Source organism: Cupriavidus sp. FW216-B1, from assembly GCF_058789195.1.
The window spans coordinates 41,598-61,947 of the sequence record NZ_JBYTEL010000015.1 but is presented as its reverse complement, the minus strand read 5'-3'; the positions used below and the strand labels follow the sequence as shown (position 1 = coordinate 61,947).

Here is a 20,350-nt window from a genome sequence, read left to right as displayed (position 1 = left end):
CCGAACATGGCTGTATAGACAGGGAAAGACAAATGACCGATACCAGCACCCAGCCCGCCACCGCCCGCCCGCTGCTGATCCTGCGGCCCGGCGCCGTGGCGCTGGCCGACCTGCGCCGCATCCACCGCGGCGAAGTGCGCCTGGTGATGGACGATGCCGCGTGGGCCGGCGTGCGCGCCGCGCAGGCCACCGTGCAGGACATCATCGACGCCGACGCCGTGGTCTACGGCATCAACACCGGCTTCGGCAAGCTGGCGCAGACGCGCATCGCGCACGACAAGCTGGCCGAGCTGCAGCGCAACCTGGTGCTGTCGCACAGCGTCGGCACCGGCGTCGACCTCGCGCCCGACACGGTGCGCCTGATCCTCGCGATCAAGGCCGTGAGCCTGGCGCGCGGCCATTCCGGCATCCGTCCCGAGATCATCGCGGCGCTGCTGGCGCTGGCCAACCACGGCGTCACGCCGTGCATTCCGGCCAAGGGCTCGGTCGGCGCCTCGGGCGACCTCGCGCCGCTCGCGCATCTGTCGTGCACGCTGATCGGCGTGGGCGAGGTGATGATCGGCGGCCGGCGCCGCCCCGCCGCCGAAGGGCTGGCCCATGCCGGGCTGGCGCCGTTCACGCTGGGTCCCAAGGAAGGGCTGGCGCTGCTCAACGGCACCCAGGTCTCCACCGCGCTGGCGCTGGCCGGGCTGTTCGCCGCCGAGGACCTGCTCGCCGCCGGCCTGGTGGCGGGCGCGCTCTCGCTCGAGGCCATCAAGGGCTCGGTCAAGCCGTTCGACGCGCGCATCCACGCCGCGCGCGGCCAGCCCGGTCAGATCGCCGTGGCCGGCGCGGCGCGCGCGCTGCTCGACGGCAGCCGCATCGTCGATTCGCACCGGCAGTGCGGCCGCGTGCAGGACCCGTACTCGATCCGCTGCCAGCCGCAGGTGATGGGCGCGTGCCTGGACAACCTGCGGCACGCCGCGCGCGTGCTCGGCATCGAGGCCAACGCCGCCTCCGACAACCCGCTGGTGTTCCCCGAGCAGGGCGACGTGATCTCCGGCGGCAACTTCCACGCCGAGCCGGTGGCCTTCGCCGCCGACATCATCGCGCTGGCGATCGCCGAGATCGGCGCCATCTCCGAGCGCCGCCTCGCGCTGCTGCTCGACACCGGGCTGTCCGGCCTGCCGCCGTTCCTGGTGCGCGACGGCGGCCTGAACTCCGGCTTCATGATCGCGCAAGTCACCGCCGCCGCGCTGGCCTCCGAGAACAAGTCGCTGGCGCATCCGGCCAGCGTCGACAGCCTGCCCACCTCGGCCAACCAGGAGGACCACGTGTCGATGGCCACCTACGGCGCGCGCCGCCTCGGCGAGATGGCCGAGAACACCGCGGTGGTGGTCGGCATCGAAGCGATGGCCGCCGCGCAGGGCATCGAGTTCCACCGTCCGCTGCAGTCGTCGCCGCTGCTCGAAGGCGAGATCGCGCGCATCCGCGCGCGCGTGGCTTTCGTGGAGAGCGACCGCTATCTCGCGCCCGACATCGAGGCGATGAAGCAGTGGGTCAGGCAGGGCGACGCGGGCGCGGGCTGGCCGGAGGCGGTGCGGATGGTGCTGCCTTCGCATGCCTTGTAGAACCCCTGGCGTCGGTGCATCCGGCGGCCCCGTTCGATGCCCCCGGTTTGCTCCCCTCTCCCGCGCGCGGGAGAGGGGCCGGGGGAGAGGGCCGGCGCCCCCGCAGGCGACACGCGCCAAATCACCGCTGCCCGGCCCGAGGCCCGAGACCCGACCAACAGGAGAACCAGAGATGAACGCCAACGAACACCAACTCACCAAGGCGGCCCGCGCGACGCCGAAGGCGCGGCACGCATGAACGGCGCGCAACGCTTCTCGCTTGCCGCGCTGGCGCCGCGGCCGTGGAAGAACGGCGGCGGCGTCACGCGCGAGATCGCGGCCTTTCCGCCCGGCGCCGGCATGGATGCCTTCCAGTGGCGCGTGAGCGTGGCGGACATCGGCGCCGACGGCCCGTTCTCGGCCTTCCCCGGCATCGACCGCCAGATCGTGCTGCTCGGCGGCGCGGGCGTGCGCCTGCTGGCCGACGACGGCAGCTTCGACCACCGGCTCGACAAGATCGGCGCGCCGTTCGCGTTCGCCGGCGAGCGCGGCGTGCAGGCCACGCTGATCGATGGCGCCACGCGCGATTTCAACGTGATGACGCGCCGCGGCCAGTGCCGCGCGAGCGTACTGGCGCAGCGCGGCGGTTTCACGCTCGCCGCCGGCACGGATGCCGTGCTGCTGTTTGCCGTCGAAGGCGCGTGGCACGTCGGCGACCAGACTCTTGCCGCCGGCGACGGCCTGCTGTTCGCCGCCGGCGTGCCCGCCACGCCGGCGCGCGCCGCGGCCGGCCCCGCGCTCTGCCTGACCGTCACCCTCGTCATGGAGAATCCCCGATGAATCAGAATCCGGCGCAGGCCACCTCGGCCGACGGCGTCTGGCACCGCTGCCACCTGCTGCCCGATGCCGATCCCGCCAACGCCATCCGCGACGCGGCGCTGGCCGTGCAGGATGGCCGCATCGCCTGGCTCGGCCCGCTCGCCGGTTTGCCGGCGGACTACGCCGGCCTGCCGCGCCACGACGCCGGCAATGCGTGGATCACGCCCGGGCTGGTCGACTGCCACACGCACCTCGTCTACGGCGGCCAGCGCGCCGACGAATTCGCCATGCGCCTGGCCGGCGCCGGTTATGAAGAGATCGCGCGCGCCGGCGGCGGCATCGTCTCCACCGTGCGCGCCACGCGCGCGGCCGACGAAGACACGCTGTTCGCGCTTGCCGCCGCGCGCCTGGCGCCGCTGCTGGCCGAAGGCGTGACCGCCATCGAGATCAAGTCCGGCTACGGCCTCGACCTCGCCACCGAGCGCAAGCAACTGCGCGTGGCGCGCCGTCTCGGCGCGGCCTTCGGCGTCACGGTGCACACCACCTTCCTCGGCGCGCACGCGCTGCCGCCCGAATACGCCGGCCGCGCCGACGACTACATCGCGCTGGTGTGCGACACCATGCTGCCCGCGCTGGCCGGCGAAGGGCTGGTCGACGCGGTGGACGCGTTCTGCGAATCGGTCGGCTTCAGCCTCGCGCAGACCGCGCGCGTGTTCGAGGCCGCCGCGTGCCACGGCCTGCGCGTCAAGCTCCACGCCGAGCAGCTCAGCAACCTCGGCGGCAGCGTGCTGGCCGCGCGCCACCGCGCGCTGTCCGCCGACCACCTCGAGCACCTCGACGAAGCGGGCGTGGCCGCGCTGGCCGGGTCCGGCACGGTGGCGGTCCTGCTGCCCGGCGCCTATTATTTCCTGCGTGACACCAACCTGCCGCCGCTGGCGCTGCTGCGCCGGCACGGCGTGCCGATGGCGATCGCCACCGACCACAATCCCGGTACCTCGCCGGTCACTTCGCTGCTGCTGATGATGAATATGGCTTGCACCCTGTTCCGGATGACCGTGCCGGAAGTGCTGGCCGGCGTCACCCGCCACGCCGCGCGCGCGCTCGGCGCGGCCGACCGGCACGGCCTGCTGGCGGCCGGGCGCGGCGCCGACTTCGTGCTGTGGCAGGTCGATTCCCCCGCCGAACTGGCCTACTGGTTCGGCCGCAATCCGGCCGCGGCGGTGGTGCGGCAGGGCCGCGTGTACGGGGCGGCGGGAGCGCGCGCATGAACGCCGGAACCCTGTTCGCCACCGCAGCGCTGCTGCCCGATGGCTGGGCGCGCAACGTCCTGTTCCAGTGGGATGGCGCGGGCACGCTCGTGACCGTGCGGCCCGATGCCGGCGCGGTCGATGCCGCCGGCGTGCCGCATGCCGCCGGCCCGCTGCTGCCCGGCATGCCCAACCTGCATTCGCACGCGTTCCAGCGCGGCTTCGCCGGCCTGACCGAATACCGCAGCGACGGCGGCGGCGGCGAGGCCGACTCGTTCTGGAGCTGGCGCAAGCTGATGTACCGCTTCGCGCTGCGGCTGTCGCCCGACACGCTCGAAGCCATCGCCACCCAGCTCTACGTGGAGATGCTGCGCGCCGGCTACACCAGCGTGTGCGAGTTCCACTACGTGCACCACGGCGAAGACGGCAAGCCCTACGCCGAGCCGGCCGAGATGTCGCTGCGCCTGCTGGGCGCCGCGCGCAACGCCGGCATCGGCATCACGCTGCTGCCGGTGCTGTACCAGACCGCCGGCTTCGGCGGCAAGCCCGCGCTGGCCGACCAGCGCCGCTTCCTGCACCAGACCGGCGCCATGCTCGACCTGCTCGCGCGGCTGGCGCCGCACTGCCACGGCCAGGCGCGTCTCGGCCTCGCCCCGCACTCGCTGCGCGCGGTGTCGCCGGAAAGCCTGGCCGAGGCGGTGGCCGGCCTGCACGCGATGGACGCGCTGGCGCCGGTGCACATCCACATCGCCGAGCAGCAGCGCGAGGTGGACGAATGCATCACGCTCACCGGCACGCGCCCGGTGGCGTGGCTGCTCGACCATGCCGAGGTGGACGGGCGCTGGTGCCTCGTGCATGCCACCCACATGGACTGGGACGAGCGCCGCCGCCTCGCGCACAGCGGCGCGGTGGCCGGCATCTGCCCGACCACCGAGGCCAACCTCGGCGACGGCGTGTTCGACGCCACGCCCTATCTCGCGCAGGGCGGCGTGTGGGGCATCGGCTCGGACAGCCACGCCAGCGTCAGCGTGGCGGAGGAGCTGCGGCTGTTCGAATACGGCCAGCGCCTCGGCCTGCAGCGCCGCAACGTGCTGGCCTCCGATACCCATCGCCAGGTGGCCGACCGCCTGTACCTCGACGCCGCGGCCGGCGGCGCGCGCGCTTCCGGCCGCGCCATCGGCGCGCTGGCGGTCGGGCAGCAGGCCGATTTCGCCGTGCTCGACGGTGCCCACCCGGCGCTGGCGGGCCTGTCCGGCAGTCAGGCGCTGGCCGTCCACGTGTTCGCCAACCACGGGCATGAGACACTAGCGGAAGTCCGCACCGCCGGCCGCGTGCGCGTGCAGCGCGGCGTTCACCCGCTGCAGCCGCAGGCGGGCGAACGCTTCGCCGCCGCCCGCGCCAGCCTGCTGACCGACTGAATCCCGGTGCCGCCATGCGCTGCGATGCTTGACATGGCAAGCATCGGGCGCGGCGGCGCAAGGATGGCAGCGCCGCGGCGGCCGCGCGCTGCCGTCGCGTTACCACTGCATCACCGCATCACCGCATCACCGCACCACCATCGCGCCATCGCCGCAATGCCGTGGCTACCGCCGTACCCCGTCGCAAACAGAACGATATGTCCTTCTCTACCGATACCCCCGCCTTCACGCTCCATCGCGGCACGCGCCCGCTGCTGGTGTCGATGCCGCACGTCGGCACCTACCTGCCGGCCTCCGTCTCCGGCCGCCTCACCGCCGAGGCGCGCACCGTGCCCGACACCGACTGGCACCTCGCGCGCCTCTATGATTTCGCGCGCGAGCTTGGCGCCTCCATCCTGGTGGCCACGCACTCGCGCTACGTGGTGGACCTGAACCGCCCGCCCGACAACGCCAACCTCTATCCCGGCCAGGACACCACCGGCCTGTGCCCGGTCGACACCTTCGACAAGACTCCGGTCTACGCCGACGGCAGCCTGCCCGCCGACGACGAGATCGCCGCGCGCCGCGACGCGGTCTGGCGCCCGTACCACGCCGCGCTGGCCGAGGAACTCGCGCGCCTGCGCGCCGCGCACGGCACCATCGCGCTGTGGGACGCGCACTCGATCCGCTCGGTGCTGCCGCGCTTCTTCGAGGGCAAGCTGACCGACTTCAACCTCGGCACCGCCAACGGCGCCAGTTGCGACGCGGCGCTGGCCGACCAGTTGCTGGACATCGCCAGCGCGGTGCCGGATCACACCGCGATCCTGAACGGGCGCTTCAAGGGCGGCTACATCACGCGCCAGTACGGCGCGCCCGCGCAGGGCGTGCATGCCGTGCAACTGGAACTGACGCAGTGCGCGTACATGAGCGAGGTCTATCCGTTCGCCTACGACGAGGCGCGGGCCACCCGCATCCAGCCCGCGTTGCGGGCGATGCTGGAGACGGTGCTGGGGTTTGTCGAAGCGCGTTGAGTCTCGCCGCCGCCCACGGTTGCCTGGCCAGGGGACCGTGCCCTGACCGGGGACGGCAGCGGGCGGCTTGCCGGCGGGCTTCGCGCCGGCGGCGGCATCCGCTCAGGCGGTCTTTGTCTTTGCCGGCCTGGCGCGCGCGGCCCGTGCCGGCTTCGCGCCGTCCCGCGGCCATGCGTCGATGCCGTCCAGCAGCAGGCGCAGCCCCTTCTCGAACGTCGTCGGTGTGTCGATGGCGGCGAAATCGTCGAGCATGAAGGCGCAGCCGGGATAGTCCCCGGCGGGGAACTGCCCGACATGGCCGCGCAGGTATTCCCGCTTCGCGCTCGGCTCCTGCTGGAAGACCTGCGCGCTGGCGACCGAGACCAGGAACAGCATCAGCAGGTGATGGGCGCTTGCCGCCTGCGCGCCGCTGAAGCCGCCGCTCTGCAGGATGCGGCCCATGCGGTCGAAGAACACCAGCCCGTAGTCCTTGCCATCCAGTAGCTGGTGCTGGAACAGCCGGTACCGGCTGGAGGTGGCGATCTGCGCGGTGATGCCCTTCCAGCGCGACTGCATCTGCTGCACTTCGCGCAGCAGCGCCTCCGCATCGGCGCGCCATTGCCCGGTGAGCGGCGGCGCGCGGTCGCAGACTTCCTTCAGCGCATAGTTGAGCATCAGGCTCAGGATGTCGTCGCGGCTTCCCAGGAAGTAATGGATCAGCGAAGTCGCGACCCCGAGCTCGTTCGCCAGCCGGGCGATCGTGATCTCGGCGAACGGCTCCTTCTGCGCGAGCTGGACCACGTGCTGGACGATGGCATCGCGCGACAGCCCGCCCGGGCTTGCGCCGGTCGCGTTTCTCGGCCTGCGCCCCGGCCGGCGCGCCTGCGCCGCATTGGCCTTCTCCGACAAGATTTTCCCCGCCACTAAGTCATTCATCTTCGTTGTCAGCGCGCGCGGCGCACTGCCGGCATCCTCTCGCGGCACGCAATTCCGCGCCAGTATAGCGTCTCTGCCTGCGCCCCATCGCCGCGGCCGGCGGCCGTGCGGCCCGCCCCCGGGCGCTGCGGCCGGGCAACCGCGACGGATCGCCGGCCGCGCCGGGCAGGCCCGGCCACGGCGCCCGGCGGCGTCCGCGCCTGATCTATTTGACTATACGTCAATTAAAAGATAGAGTAATTGGCGTTACGTCAAAAAAGGGGCGCGGCAGCACGCGGCGCACCCGGACATCAGCCACCCTCGCCATCTCATCCGAAAGGCAACCATGTCGATCCACCTTGACCAGGATGTCGCCGCGCCCCCGCCGGCAGCCGCCTTTGCCGCGCCGCCGGCCGGCGGGCTTTCCGCCCCGCATCGGGCCCTGATCGTGTTCGGCGCGGCGCTGGGCCTTTGCGCCGGCTTCGCGCCGCTCTACTTCGGCACGATCTCGGTCTTCCTCCAGCCCATCGCCCACGAGTTCGGCTGGGGCCGCGCGCAGACCTCGGCGGCGGGCGTGCTCTCGATGCTGGGGCTGGCCGCGGGCTCGATCGTGGTCGGCCAGCTGATCGACCGCTTTGGCGAGACCAGGGTCATCGGCGGCTCGGCCTCGGTGATGGCGGTCTTCATGGCGATTCAGTCGCTCTGCGGGAATTCGCCCTGGCTGTTCGCCGCGCTCAGCTTCGGCATCGGCGTGGCGGGCGCCGGCACCACGCCGCCGGGCTATCTCACGGTATTGGCAAGATGCCTGCGCGACAGGCTCGGCGTCGCGCTGGGGCTGGCGGGAATCGGCATGGGCGTCGGCACGATCTCCATGCCGGTCATCGCGCAGACGCTGATCGCGCACTACGGCTGGCGCAGCGCCTACGCCGGGCTCGCGGCCGGGGCGCTGCTGCTCGGCTGGCTGGCCTGCGCCATCATCTCGCGCGGCGCGCGCGGCCTGCGCGGGCATGCGCGGCAGCGCCGCCTGCCCGCGGGCAGCATGCCGGTGCCCGGATACACCGTGCGCGAAGCGCTTGCCGACCGGCGCCTGTGGCTGATCCTCGCCGTCACGCTGCTGGTATCGATGGCCACGCTCGGCATGTCGGTGCATTTCGTGTCGCTGCTCGTCGACGGCGGCATCACGCCGCAGCTGGCGGCGCGGGCCGTGGCGGTGAGCGGGGCGGGGGTGGTGCTGGGGCGGGTCGTCAGCGGTTATCTGATCGACCGGTTCGCGGCCAGGAAGGTGGCGGCGGCCGCGTTCTGCCTGGCCACCGCGGGCGCGGTGCTGATGGCGTCGGAGCTGTCGCGCGCGATCCAGTTCTCCGCCTTCGCCGGCCTGCTGCTCGGCTTCGCGCTCGGGGCGGAAGGCGATTTCCTGCCGTTCTTCGTCAAGAAATATTTCGGCCTCAAGTCCTTCGGGCGGATCTACGGGGTCCTCTTTTTCGTGCATGGCCTGGGCGGCATCGCCGGGCCGGTCCTGTTCGGCCTCTCGTTCGATCACTTCGCCACCTACAAGTACGCGCTGCTGTGCGCGTCCGGCGCCCTGTGCGCCGCGATGCTGCTGGTGCTGCGCCTGGGTTCCTACAGGTTTTCCTCGTAAGGGCGGACCGGCGGTCCGCGCCCGAGCGATGCATCGATCCGCAAGCGGTCATCGGAATATCGACCGAGTTTTCTGAAAGAATGGAAATGAGCACCAACCAAGAACACAGCGCAGCCAGCCTGCAAACGACCCATACCCCGGCCAGCCTTGCCGCGCAGGCGGTGGCAGCGCAGTACGCGCTCTACGACGCGCATCGCGCGCTCAACCAATGCAGTCCGGCCGACGCGCACGCGGTGAAGGCGCGCGCGGCCCTCGATGCCGCGACGCTGATGATCGCCAAGGCGAAATGGTATGCGGGCCGCTTTACCGGCAGCAATATGTATTTCGCGGCGTTCACGCAGAGCGCGCAGGACGCCGCGGAGGCCGCGCGGCATTTCGACGGCGCTGTCGAGGCGTGCCGTCGGGTGGAAGCCCTGCTCGATGGCACGGAACCGAACCCGGCCGCGCTGGCCGGAGAGGGCCTGCCGGCGATCGAGCTGTCGCGGCGCGGCACGGAGATCGAGTTCGCCGGCGACGTGCCCATCGTTCCCGCGATCTGCCCGATCGTGGTGCTGCGCGGATCGTCGCACGAGATGGGGCGGCAATACATCCAGCAGATCATCGACATCTTCGGCAAGTGGCCCGTGGAACGGCTCGCCGCGCGCCGGTTCCGCGCGCACGAGATCGAGATCGTCAAGAACTGGCACGTCCACATGCAGGAGAACACGCCGGAGATCGGCGAGATGGTGCGCGGCTGGATCGATGCCGCCAAAGAGCACGGCATCGAACTCAATTACTGGACAGCCATTCAGCTCTGGACCGGACACTTCGAGCCGATCTGGAGCGGCATCCGCGGCCACGGCGTGCGCGACCTCACCGCCGACAGCCTGGACGAAGGCGAAGGCCAGGCCGACTCCTCCTACCTGGGCGGCCAGAGCATGAGCTCGGCGCACGCAGACCGTTCCGTCGACCTGTGCAGCGGCGCCTGCGCCTGGGGCGAGGCAACGTCGGACGGCGCGCTGGTCTCGGGCTCGACCACCGACCACGACTGCACATTCCAGGTGACGATCGCCGCGTTCCCCGACGACGGGCACGCGTTCATCTACACGCCGTTTTCCATCAACGGCTTCATCCCGGGTCTGGGGCAGTATTTCTTCGCCGGGCATCCGGGCATGAACAGCAAGGGCGTGGCCTACGTCCACCACGGCGGCGGGCTGCACGGCATCGAGGAAACGAGCGACCGCGGCTACGGCCTGCGGCGCGGCGCGTCGGTGTTCCACAACCTGCGCTTCGCCGATACGGCCGCGGACGCGCTCGGCAACGAGATGGGATGGCCGATCGGCGACGTGGGCACCATCCTCGGTTCGGTGGGGGGCTTCTACGCGGACGGGCGCTATGCATACGTGTGCGAGGCGAGGCCGTCGAACGCCGTGGGCAGCGACCCCATCCTGCGCGAACTCTCGTTCGACGAGCAGGGCCGGTCCTACGAGTTCCTGTATGCGAACAACAATTCCATGCACCCGCGTTCCGCCGCCGGGTTCCTGGCCCCGGACCAGGGATATGCCTTCAACCCGGTCGAAGGCTGGGTCCAGAACCGGCCGGCGGACCTCGCCTATCTCGGCGACCGGCAGCTCGCGCCCGCGCTCTCGACCAAGAGCTCGCAAGGACGCAACCGCTACCTGTTCGAGTCGCTCAAGGCGGCGCATGGCCGCATCGACGTCGACGTGATGGCGCGCATCTATTCGACCAGCGCGCCCGAGCGCTACCGCGAGGACGGCCAGCGCATGTCCCACGCGGAGCGCGAGCAGGCCTGGCTTGCCGGCAGCCCGTGGCCCAGCTCGATCTGCCATCGCGTCAATGCGTTCACCGCCGTCATGCGCCCGGACGACGGCGATCAGGGCCTGTACATGGGATGCGTGGGGCCGGCCAACCGGCGCGCGCTCATGCATATTCCCGGCCACGGCTACTACTACCACGACGAAGCCAACGAGTTCTGGGAGATCCGGCTGCGCCGCACCCCCGGAGAGATGCTCGAGGACGCAAAGCTTCGCGCTTCCCAACTGCTCGACGACGCCCGGCGGCGGCTCGACGGCGCGCGCAGGGTCTCGCCCGGCGTGGCCGGCTCGGCCTACCTTGCCGGACTGATCCAGCGCGCGGACAACGCCCTGCAGGAAGGCATGGAGTGCGAGTCGTCGATGGGCGAGGGAGACGGCCAGGGCCAGGGCCAGGGCAACGGCGGGGACGCCGCGCGCCGGCTGTCCAGGGCGCTGCGCCGCTACACGACCTGCCAGGTCCGCGCGAAGCAGGCGATCACGGAGCTCGAACTGAGCCTGTCGATGTAATCGACCCGCCGGCGCCGCGCTCCTGGCGGCGCCGGCATCGCCGCGGCCGGGCCGGTGCCAATGCCGCGGGCAATCCCGCCTGAAAAGAGCGGCCGATGCCGTGCCACGCAAGCCGTGGCGCGGCCCGGCCGATCACGTCTGCCGCCGTACCTTCGCAGCCCGTTCGCGGCTGCGATTCATTCCGTCCCGGTTTTTCCCGCGCGGCCCCGCTTGCGCGCCGGCCATGAGCACAGCAGTCCCTCATGCCAGCAGTGGACACGCCTTTCTTGCAGCAGGAAATCCCCAGATTGGGGAAATAGATGTGGCATCAATATTGCATCTGGCATCGTGTAATTGACGATTGGTCAATTAGTGGCGCCAGACGGTTCTGGCTGCCGCAACGTCATCACGACTTCATCAGATCGGAGAGGTGCATATGCTTGGAAAGCGCGTCGGTTTGCTTTGTGTTGCCACGGTAGTGTCCTGCGGTTCCGCCAGTTCATGGGCGGAGGCCGACTCGATGGTCGATATTCAGCGCCTGGTCCTGCAGGGGGTGGGCCCGGGCGCGCTGGGCGTCATGCCGGGCAGGAGCATGCTGTCGTTGTACGGCACCGTCGATGTCGGGCTGGACTACACGCACGGGCCCAGCGGCAACATGAAGCGGGTGGAGAGCAACAACGCCTGGACCTCGAAGTTCGGCATCTACGGGCAGGAGAGCCTCGGCCGCGGGCTGACGGCGTTCTTCCGCCTGGAGAGCGGCTTCAACCCGGATTCCGGCACGCAGCAGAGCAAGACCTCCTTCTTCAACCGGGGCTCGTTCGTCGGGCTGTCGAGCACCGACTGGGGCACCGTCTCGCTCGGCAAGCAGCTCAGCGGCGCCTCGTCGCTGGCGATCGGCGCCGACCCGTTCCTGGCCACCGGGCACCAGTCCATCTACTCGTACCTGGCCGCCTTCAGCGACCTGGGCTACGGCTCGAGCCTCGACATCAACCGCATCAACAACTCGATCAGCTACACCACGCCGCTGCTGTGGGAGCACGTCGGCATCAACGCGTTCTACGCGCTGAAGGGAAACCAGGACGTCGGCCCGAGGACGCACAACCAGTCGCTGTCGATCTACTATGCGAGCCAGGAAAACTTCATGTCGGCGTCCTACTCCCAGAACTGGTGCGACCCGAGCCCGGCGGCAACGTCGCAATGCAGCCACGACGCCACCCGGGAGCCGTCGATCCGCACCGACAACGTCCTGCTCAACGTCTCGCACGATTTCGGCTTCCTGACCGGCACGGCGGTGCTGTCGTGGATCAACCCGAGGAATACCGGCGGCGCCAATGCCATGCTCTACTTCGCCGGGGTGCAGAAGAAGATCGGGGCGCACCTGCTGCGCGTCACGGCGGGGTTCCGCGACACCACGCAAAAGGCGAACCATGCCTGGGGCATGACGTTCGGCGACGACTATTTCCTGTCGAAGAGAACCTCGCTCTACGCCCGCTTCGGTTTCATCAGGAACAGCTCGGCCTCGGCCCTGACCTACAACTACGAGCCGGAGAACGGTTTCCCGCTGCCCAAGCCGGGCGGCTCGGTGCACAGCCTCACCGTCGGCATCGCGCACCATTTCTGAGCGGGCGCACGGCGGCCCGGTCCGCGCGCGGCAATCCCTACAGCAGCGAATCGGCCAGCCGGCAGAGGTTCTGCCAGGTGCGCCGGCGCAGCGGCCGCCGCTGCCAGGCGGCGCGGTCGACCTGCGCGCTGTCGCGGAAGTAGCGCGCCTGGATCTCGCGCATGCGCGCCACCACCGCGTGGTCGTAGATGACCAGCGCGGCCTCCGCGTTGAGCGCGAACGAGCGGATGTCCATGTTGGTCGATCCCACCATCGCCACTTCGTCGTCGATGGTCACGTGCTTGGCGTGCAGGAAGGCCGGCTTGTACAGGTGGATGTGCACGCCCGCGTCGAGCAGCACGCCGAAATAGGCTTCCTGCGCGGCCTGCGTGAAGCGCTGGTCGATCCGCCGCGACAGCACCAGGTGCACGGCCACGCCGCGGTAGCAGGCCAGTTGCAGCGCCTGCAGGAAGGCTTCGTCGGGAACGAAGTAGGGCGTGGTGATGACCACCCGCGCGCGTGCGCGGTGGATCATGCTGACCAGCGCCATCTGCGCGTTCTGCGTGCCGTAGCCGGGGCCGCTGGGCAGCATCTGCGCGGTGTGCGCGCCGGCGGCTTGCGGCGGCGGGAAGTTCCCGGCGACGAAGCCGCCACGTTCGGTCTGCGCGGCCTCGCCGGTCTCGCCGGTTTCCAGGTAGCGGTCGGCCAGGAACACCGCCTGCAGCTGCGTCACCACCGGGCCGGTCACGCGCGCCACCAGTTCCTCGTTGGGCAGGCCGGGCGTGGATTCGGCGTCGATCACGTTCTGCGAGCCGATGTAGCCGATGCTGCCGTCCACCACCAGGATCTTGCGGTGGTTGCGCAGGTCGAAGCGCGCGCTCTTGCCCTTGAGCACGGCCGAGAGCGAGCGCATCGGCAGCGCCTGCACCACTTCCACGCCGCCGTGGCGCAGCGTTTGCGCGAACGCGCGCCAGCCGGCGCGGGCACCCAGCGCATCCACCAGCAGGCGGCATTGCACGCCGCGCGCGGCGGCGCGCAGCAGCGCGTCGGTGAACGCGCGCGCGGTGGCGTCGGCCGCGTAGATGTAGACCAGCAGGTGGACCTGGCGCGCGGCGCCGTCGATGTCGGCGATCATGCGCGCGACCACGGCGCCGTAGTCGTCCATCAGTTCCACGGCGTTGCCGCGCATCGGCCAGTACGAGCCGAGCCGCTCGATCAGCCCGGCGGCGTCGGCGGACACGCCGGCGGGCAGCGGCTGCACCGGCGCGAAGCGCTCGAGCGGGCCGCGCACGCGCTCGATGCCCTGGTTGATGCGCGCGAGCTTGAGGCGGCGCGACTTCGGATAGTAGATGCGGCCGAACAGCGCGTACAGCAGCAGGCCCAGCCACGGCAGGAAGAAGATCAGCAGCAGCCAGGTGCGCGCCGCCGCCGGCGCGCGGCGCTGCGGCACGTAGACCAGCATGACCAGCCGGATCAGCCATTCGGCCAGCGTGAACAGCCACGGCCATCCCGAGGACAGGCCGGCCGCCACCACGTCCGGCAGCGCGGCCAGCCAGGCGGCGGGCACGGTCGGGGAGAGCAGGGCGGGCAGGGAGGAAGGCGGTGGCAAGGATGGCGGCATGCGGCTCGGAGCGCCCGGCGGGCGACGTTCGGCGGAGCGCCAACCATACCAGAGCCGCGCGGTGGCGGGATGCGGACATTTCCGCCGTGCCACCGCCGCTGGTGTCTCCGCCGCTGCCGGGCCGGCGCCGTCAGGCCGCGCCGAGCAGCCCGCGCTGCGCGAGGTTGCGGTACAGCGCGCGCACGCCGAAGGTCCACGGCGCGATCTCGGTGCACAGCCCCACCGTGTTGACCAGCGCGCCGAGCGCGGGCGCCGAGATGGTCACGACGTCGCCGTGGTGATGGGTGAAGCCGGCGCCCGGCGCGTCGCGGTCCTTGATCGGCGAGAACATGGTGCCGAGGAACAGCATGAAGCCGTCCGGGTACTGGTGGTGCGCGCCGCAGGTCTGGGCGACGAGGTCGGCCGGGTCGCGGCTGATCTCGCTCATGTGGCTGACGCCTTCGAGCACGAAGCCGTCGCCGGCGCCCTCGACGCGCAGCGACACGCTTTCCCGGCGCACCGAGTCGAGCGTGAAGCGCGCGTCGAACAGCCGCACGAACGGGCCGATCGCGCACGAGCCGTTGTTGTCCTTGCACTTGCCGAGCAGCAGCGCCGAGCGGCCTTCGATGTCGCGCAGGTTGACGTCGTTGCCGAGCGTGGCGCCGACCACCCTGCCGGCGCTGCTGACCGCCAGCACGATCTCCGGCTCGGGGTTGTTCCACACCGAGGCCGGATGCAGGCCGATGTCGGCGCCGAAGCCGACCGCCGACATCGGCTGCGATTTCGAGAACACCTCGGCGTCGGGGCCGATGCCGACTTCCATGTACTGCGACCACGCGCCGCGCCGCTCGAGCTCCGCCTTGAGCCGCTGTGCGGCCTCGGAGCCGGGTTCGATCTGCGACAGGTCGGTGCCGATCAGCGCGGTGATGGTCTCGCGCACGTCCTTGGCGCGGGCCGGATCGCCGCCGGCCTGCTCCTCGATCACGCGCTCGATCAGGCTCACGGCGAAGGTCACGCCGCACGCCTTGATGGCCTGCACGTCGCACGGCGCGAGCAGGCGCACCGGCGCGCCGGCGTCGCCCGCCAGCGCCGGGGCCAGCAGCGCCTGCACGCTGCCGAGCGCTTCGCCGGGCGCGTGGCGGGCGAGCTCCAGCGCGTCGGCGCGCTCGAACAGGTCGGCGGTGGTCGGCACGGTGGCCGTGATGTCGAAGACGTGGCCGTCGCGCACGGCGACCACGCAGGGGCCTTCATGGTCGCCGGCGCGGCGCCACACGCGCCCGACCAGCAGCGCTTGTTCGAGATCGGCCGGCAGGCAGGCGGAGGGAGAGAGGGTTCGCATGGGTTGGCGGGAAAGTCGGTTGTCGGGGCGCGTGCGTTCAGTGCGCGGTCAGTGCGAGTGGCGCGGCTCGCCGCGTTCCTCGATCACCTTCAGGTACAGCGTGGCCGGTTCCAGGCAGCCGCCGGTGGACAACTGGCCCACCAGCTTGCGGTACAGCTCCTGCCACGGCGTCTGCGACGGCGGCGCGGTGAAGCTGGCGTGCTCGCGGCGGCGCGCCAGCTCGTCCTCGGGCACCAGCAGGTTGACGCTGCGCGCGTTGAGGTCCACGCGGATGCGGTCGTCGGTGCGCAGCAGCGCCAGGCCGCCGCCCACCGCCGCCTCGGGCGACATGTTGAGGATCGACGGGCTGGCCGAGGTGCCGCTCTGGCGGCCATCGCCCAGGCACGGCAGCGAGGTGATGCCGCGCTTGACCATCTCGTCGGGCGGCGCCATGTTGACGACCTCCGAGCTGCCCGGGTAGCCCACCGTGCCGCAGCCGCGGATCACCAGGATGCAGCGCTCGTCGATCTCCAGCGCCGGATCGTTGATGCGCGCGTGATAGTCCTCCGGCCCCTCGAACACGATCGCGCGCGCCTCGAAGGTGTTCTCCGCGCCGGGCTCGCTCAGATAGGTCTGGCGGAAGGCGTCGCCCACCACCGACATCTTCATGATGGCGCTGTCGAAGAAATTGCCCGACAGCACGATGAAGCCGGCGCCGTGCTTGAGCGGGTCCCCGGCAGTGCGGATCACGTCGCGGTCGGCGTCCGGCGCGGCGTTGGCGATGTCGCCGATCAGGCGGCCCGACACCGTCAGGCACTCGCGGCGCAGCAGCCCGGCCGCGTCGATCTGGCGCAGCACGGCCGGCACGCCGCCGGCGCGGTGGAAGCTCTCGCCGAGGTATTCGCCGGCCGGCATGCAGTTCACCAGCAGCGGCACCTGCTCGCCCACGCGCTGCCAGTCATCCAGGCTCAGCGCGAGGCCCATGTGGCGCGCGATCGCGATCAAGTGCGGCGGGCAGTTGCTGGACGCGCCCAGCGCCGACGCCACCACGATGGCGTTCTCGAACGCCGCGCGCGTCATGATGCGCGACGGCCGCACGTCCTCGCGCACCAGGTCGACGATGCGCTTGCCGGTGGCGTAGGCCATCTGCCCGCGCTCGCGGTAGGCCGCGGGGATGCTGGCGCAGCCCGGCAGCGACATGCCGAGCGCCTCGGCCAGGCTGTTCATCGACAGCGCGGTGCCCATCGTGTTGCAGTGGCCGATCGACGGCGACGAGGCCGTGGTCAGTTCCATGAAGCCTTCGTAGTCGATCTCGCCCGCGGCCAGCAGGTTGCGCGCGTGCCAGATCACAGTGCCCGAGCCGACCCGCTTGCCCTGGTGCCAGCCGTCGAGCATCGGCCCGCCCGACAGCACGATGGCCGGAAGGTCGACCGTGGCCGCGGCCATCAGGCACGCGGGCGTGGTCTTGTCGCAGCCGGTGGTCAGCACCACGCCGTCGAGCGGAAAGCCGTGCAGGATCTCCACCAGCCCGAGATAGGCGAGATTGCGGTCCAGCGCGGCGGTGGGGCGGCGGCTCTGCTCGGCCAGCGGATGCACCGGGAATTCCATCGGGATGCCGCCGGCGTCGCGGATGCCGGCCTTGGTGCGCTGCGCCAGCTCGATGTGGTGGCGGTTGCACGGCGCGAGGTCGCTGCCGGTCTGCGCGATGCCGATGATGGGCCGGCCCGATTGCAGCTCTTCGCGGGTCAAGCCGTAGTTCATGAAGCGCTCGACGTACAGCGCGGTCATGTCCGCGTGGGAAGGGTCGTCGAACCAGTTCTGGCTGCGCAGCCGGCGCGGCGTGGATTGGGACATCTTGCTTGTCTCCGTGAGGATCTGTTTGTGGTGCGTACCGGTGCCGGCGCGGCGGCGCGCATCGCTTCGCGCGCGCTGGCCAGGCCGGGCAGGCGGTGCTCCGCGCGTTTAAGTTACCGGTAACAATTTCGGATGTTAGCACGCATGCGCGGACCTGCACAGCGGTGCCCGGGCCGTGTGGCGAAGCGGGCGGATGGTGTTGCCGCAGGGGTGTCTAGGCGCTTTCGCGGGCCAGCACGGCGTAGTCGATCTTCACGCTCTTGGGCGGCGCCTTGGCCGCGCCGGCGCCTTCGCGCGCGTCCAGCGCGGCCAGCAGCGCCTCGCCGGTGCGCAGGCCGATGCCATACGCGTCGACCGAGATGGTGGTGATGCCGGGATGGCAGCAGGCGGCCACCTCGAAGTTGCCGAAGCCCGCCACGGCGATGTCGCCGGGCACCGACAGGCCGCGGCGCAGGCATTCCATGACGGCGCCGAACGCGGACATGTCGCTCACGCACATGACGGCGTCGGTGTCGGGCCATTGCGCCAGCAGCGCGGCGATGGCCGGCGCGCCGTGGCTCATGGTGATGGGGGATTCGCCCAGGCGGATGATGCGCGGCTCGCCCAGCCCGAGCGCCTTGATCTCGGCCTGGTAGCCCTTCATGCGGTCCAGCCCGCGCCGGTCCAACTCGCTGGCGCCGCCGAGAAAGCCGATGCGCCGGTAGCCGCGCCCGGCGAGGTAGCGCACCATCGCGCGCGCGGCCTTCACGTTGGAGAAGCCCACCGCGGTGTCGATCGGCGTGGTCGGCAGGTCCCACATTTCCACCACGGGGATGTTCGAGCGCTGCAGCAGCGCGCGCGTGGTCTCGGTGTGCTGCGAGCCGGTCAGCGCCACGCAGCGCGGCTGGTGGCGCAGCATGGAGCGCACCAGCCGTTCCTCGCGCTCGAGGTGGTAGTCGGTGTCGCCGATCAGCAGTTGCAGCCCGTGCGGCTCCAGCGCGTCGCTCAGGCCGCGCACGGTGTCGGAGAAGTTCGAGCTCGACAGCGAAGGCACCAGCACCGCGACGAACTCCGAGCGCCCCGAGGACAGCGCGCCGGCCGCCGCGTCGGCCACGTAGCCGAGCTCGTCGATGGCCTGCTGCACGCGCTCGCGCGTGGCCGGCGCCACGCTGTGCCCCGCCAGCACGCGGGAGACCGTCATCTTGGACACGCCGGCCAGCCGGGCGACATCCGACATGCGGGGCGGTCCGGACTGGCGCGTCGCGGTGCTGCGGGTGGCGGGGGGAGTGGCCATCGGTCGGCGCTGTGAGGGAGTGGAAGGTGCGCATATGATACCGGGCACATCGGCGCGGTCCCCGGCGCGCGCTTGCGGGGGACCGCTGCTAAGGGAATACCCTTGTTGCGGCGGGCTTGAAGCCGCGATTGTCTCTGTGCTATTTTTCGTTACCGGTATCAGGACGTTTGTTGGGAGACTATTCCGCACCGAAATGTTACCGGTAACAAATGGAATGGCCGGCATCGCCGCGGGCTTCCTGCCTCACCCTGCGCTTCGCGCCGCGGCTGGTGCCCGATCGATGTCCTGACCGACCCGCGGCGAACGGATTCGCCGTCTGAACCTCTTCCGGCCCGCCGCGAACGCATTCCCGCGCGGCAGCAAGGTACCCCTGCCATCAGCGTGGGGCCGGAAGCCATCATAAGAAACGGGAGACAAATTCATGCCCTCCATCACGCAGGCCGCCGCCATTCCCGCGGCCGCCGATACGTCCGAAGACCGCCTGTACCGCAAGGTCATGCTGCGGATCCTGCCGCTGCTGCTGCTGTGCTACGTGGTGGCCTACCTCGACCGCGTCAACGTCGGCTTCGCCAAGCTGCAGATGCTCGACGACCTCGGCATGAGCGACACCGTCTACGCCATCGGCGCCAGCGTGTTCTTCTGGGGCTATTTCCTCTTCGAGATGCCCAGCAACCTGCTGCTGCACCGCTTCGGCGCGCGCTTCTGGATCGCGCGCATCATGGTCACGTGGGGCATCGTGTCGTCCTCGCTGGCGTTCGTGGTGCCGCTGGCGGAGCTGTTCCACGTGCAGACCACCACCATGTTCTACTCGCTGCGCTTCCTGCTGGGGCTGTGCGAGGCCGGCTTCTTCCCCGGCGTCATCCTGTACATGAACTACTGGTTCCCGGCCAGGCGCCAGAGCGTGGCGATGTCCGGCTTCCTGGTGGCGATCCCGCTGAGCCTCACCGTGGGCGGCGTGATCTCGGGCTGGCTGATGGAGAGCACGCACGGCCTGGCCGGCATGCAGGGCTGGCAGTGGATGCTGCTGCTCGAAGGCATCCCGTCCGTGCTGGTGGCATTCCTGGTGCTGTTCGCGCTCGGCGACGGCATCCGCTCGGCGAAATGGCTGAGCAACGAGGAAAAGGCCGTGCTCGAGCGCAACCTCGCGCGCGAGAACAGCAACAAGTCGCACCGCGTCGGCGCCGCGCTCAAGAACCCGCGCGTCTGGCTGCTGACCTTCATCCTGCTGACCTTCAACACCGGCTTCTACGGCCTCGCGTTCTGGCTGCCGTCGATCATCCGCGCCTCCGGCGTGACCAACACCTTCCACATCGGCCTGCTCACCGCGATCCCCTACCTGAGCGCCATCGCCGCGATGGTCTGGAACGCCCGCCATTCGCGCAAGACCGGCGAGCGCCGCTTCCACGCCGCGGTGCCCGCGCTGATCGGCGGCGTGGGCCTGATCCTGAGCGCCGCGTTCGCGCGGCACGTGGAACTGTCGATCGTCCTGCTGACCATCTCCACGTGCGGCATTCTCGCGCTGATGCCGATCTACTGGACCTTCCCCGGCCAGATCCTGTCCGGCCCCGCCGCCGCGGCCGGCATCGCGCTGATCAACTCCATCGGCAACCTGTCCGGCTTCACCGGCTCGATGATCACCGGCATGGCCAAGGAACTGACCGGCAACATCAACAACGGCACCTACGCGCTCGGCGCGTGCCTGCTGGTGAGCTGCGTGCTGATCGTGCTGATTCCGCGCAGCCTGCTCAACGGGGAAGGGGAGGCGGCGCGCTGAGCCGCCGCCGCGCGA

14 protein-coding genes are annotated in these 20,350 nt (G+C 70.6%); 9 read left to right on the top strand and 5 right to left on the bottom strand.

Features of this window, described 5'->3' with window-relative positions:
- Positions 1-32 precede the first annotated feature (32 nt).
- From hutH to hutG, 5 genes are all read left to right on the top strand, one after another.
- Entirely contained in the window at positions 33-1,610 is a 1,578-nt protein-coding gene (gene hutH / locus AC3WXD_RS25130) for a histidine ammonia-lyase (protein WP_492324892.1), read from the top strand.
- A gap of 234 nt (positions 1,611-1,844) precedes the next feature.
- Positions 1,845-2,429, top strand: a complete 585-nt coding sequence (locus AC3WXD_RS25125) for a HutD/Ves family protein (protein ID WP_059413565.1) — start codon at positions 1,845-1,847, stop codon at positions 2,427-2,429.
- Complete coding sequence (hutI, locus tag AC3WXD_RS25120) at positions 2,426-3,676, top strand: imidazolonepropionase (RefSeq protein ID WP_492324891.1); 1,251 nt, start codon at positions 2,426-2,428, stop codon at positions 3,674-3,676. Before AC3WXD_RS25125 ends, hutI begins: the two co-directional genes overlap by 4 nt.
- Positions 3,673-5,073 carry a formimidoylglutamate deiminase gene (locus AC3WXD_RS25115; RefSeq protein WP_492324890.1) on the top strand — a complete coding sequence of 467 codons (1,401 nt, stop codon included), beginning with the start codon at positions 3,673-3,675 and terminating at the stop codon, positions 5,071-5,073. The genes hutI and AC3WXD_RS25115 overlap by 4 nt, the downstream gene beginning before the upstream one ends.
- A 197-nt stretch (positions 5,074-5,270) precedes the next feature.
- On the top strand, positions 5,271-6,083 hold the full coding sequence (gene hutG, locus AC3WXD_RS25110) for an N-formylglutamate deformylase (RefSeq protein WP_454732163.1): 813 nt from the start codon (positions 5,271-5,273) through the stop codon (positions 6,081-6,083).
- A gap of 102 nt (positions 6,084-6,185) precedes the next feature.
- On the opposite strand, the gene AC3WXD_RS25105 is transcribed toward hutG, so the two are convergent.
- Entirely contained in the window at positions 6,186-6,998 is an 813-nt protein-coding gene (locus AC3WXD_RS25105; RefSeq protein ID WP_082079798.1) for a TetR/AcrR family transcriptional regulator C-terminal domain-containing protein, read from the bottom strand.
- A 325-nt stretch (positions 6,999-7,323) separates the two neighbouring features.
- Between AC3WXD_RS25105 and AC3WXD_RS25100 the strand changes: the two genes are divergently transcribed.
- From AC3WXD_RS25100 to AC3WXD_RS25090, 3 genes are all read left to right on the top strand, one after another.
- Complete coding sequence (locus AC3WXD_RS25100) at positions 7,324-8,616, top strand: MFS transporter (protein WP_454732161.1); 1,293 nt, start codon at positions 7,324-7,326, stop codon at positions 8,614-8,616.
- An 86-nt stretch (positions 8,617-8,702) separates the two neighbouring features.
- Complete coding sequence (locus AC3WXD_RS25095) at positions 8,703-10,937, top strand: hypothetical protein (RefSeq protein WP_492324889.1); 2,235 nt, start codon at positions 8,703-8,705, stop codon at positions 10,935-10,937.
- 415 nt (positions 10,938-11,352) lie between these two features.
- Positions 11,353-12,537, top strand: a complete 1,185-nt coding sequence (locus tag AC3WXD_RS25090; protein WP_081651339.1) for a porin — start codon at positions 11,353-11,355, stop codon at positions 12,535-12,537.
- 37 nt (positions 12,538-12,574) lie between these two features.
- Here AC3WXD_RS25090 and cls read toward each other — a convergent pair whose 3' ends face one another.
- From cls to AC3WXD_RS25070, 4 genes are all read right to left on the bottom strand, one after another.
- The gene (gene cls / locus AC3WXD_RS25085) at positions 12,575-14,137 is read right to left on the bottom strand and encodes a cardiolipin synthase (protein WP_081651338.1); all 1,563 of its coding nucleotides are present in this window, start codon (positions 14,135-14,137) and stop codon (positions 12,575-12,577) included.
- A 130-nt stretch (positions 14,138-14,267) separates the two neighbouring features.
- Positions 14,268-15,455, bottom strand: coding sequence for a fumarylacetoacetate hydrolase family protein (locus tag AC3WXD_RS25080; RefSeq protein ID WP_492324888.1), 1,188 nt, complete (start codon positions 15,453-15,455; stop codon positions 14,268-14,270).
- Positions 15,456-15,503: 48 nt separating this feature from the next.
- Positions 15,504-17,288 carry an IlvD/Edd family dehydratase gene (locus tag AC3WXD_RS25075; RefSeq protein WP_454732158.1) on the bottom strand — a complete coding sequence of 595 codons (1,785 nt, stop codon included), beginning with the start codon at positions 17,286-17,288 and terminating at the stop codon, positions 15,504-15,506.
- 214 nt (positions 17,289-17,502) lie between these two features.
- On the bottom strand, positions 17,503-18,504 hold the full coding sequence (locus tag AC3WXD_RS25070) for a LacI family DNA-binding transcriptional regulator (RefSeq protein ID WP_020201680.1): 1,002 nt from the start codon (positions 18,502-18,504) through the stop codon (positions 17,503-17,505).
- A 478-nt stretch (positions 18,505-18,982) separates the two neighbouring features.
- Between AC3WXD_RS25070 and AC3WXD_RS25065 the strand changes: the two genes are divergently transcribed.
- Positions 18,983-20,335, top strand: coding sequence for an MFS transporter (locus AC3WXD_RS25065; protein ID WP_492324887.1), 1,353 nt, complete (start codon positions 18,983-18,985; stop codon positions 20,333-20,335).
- Positions 20,336-20,350 lie beyond the last annotated feature (15 nt).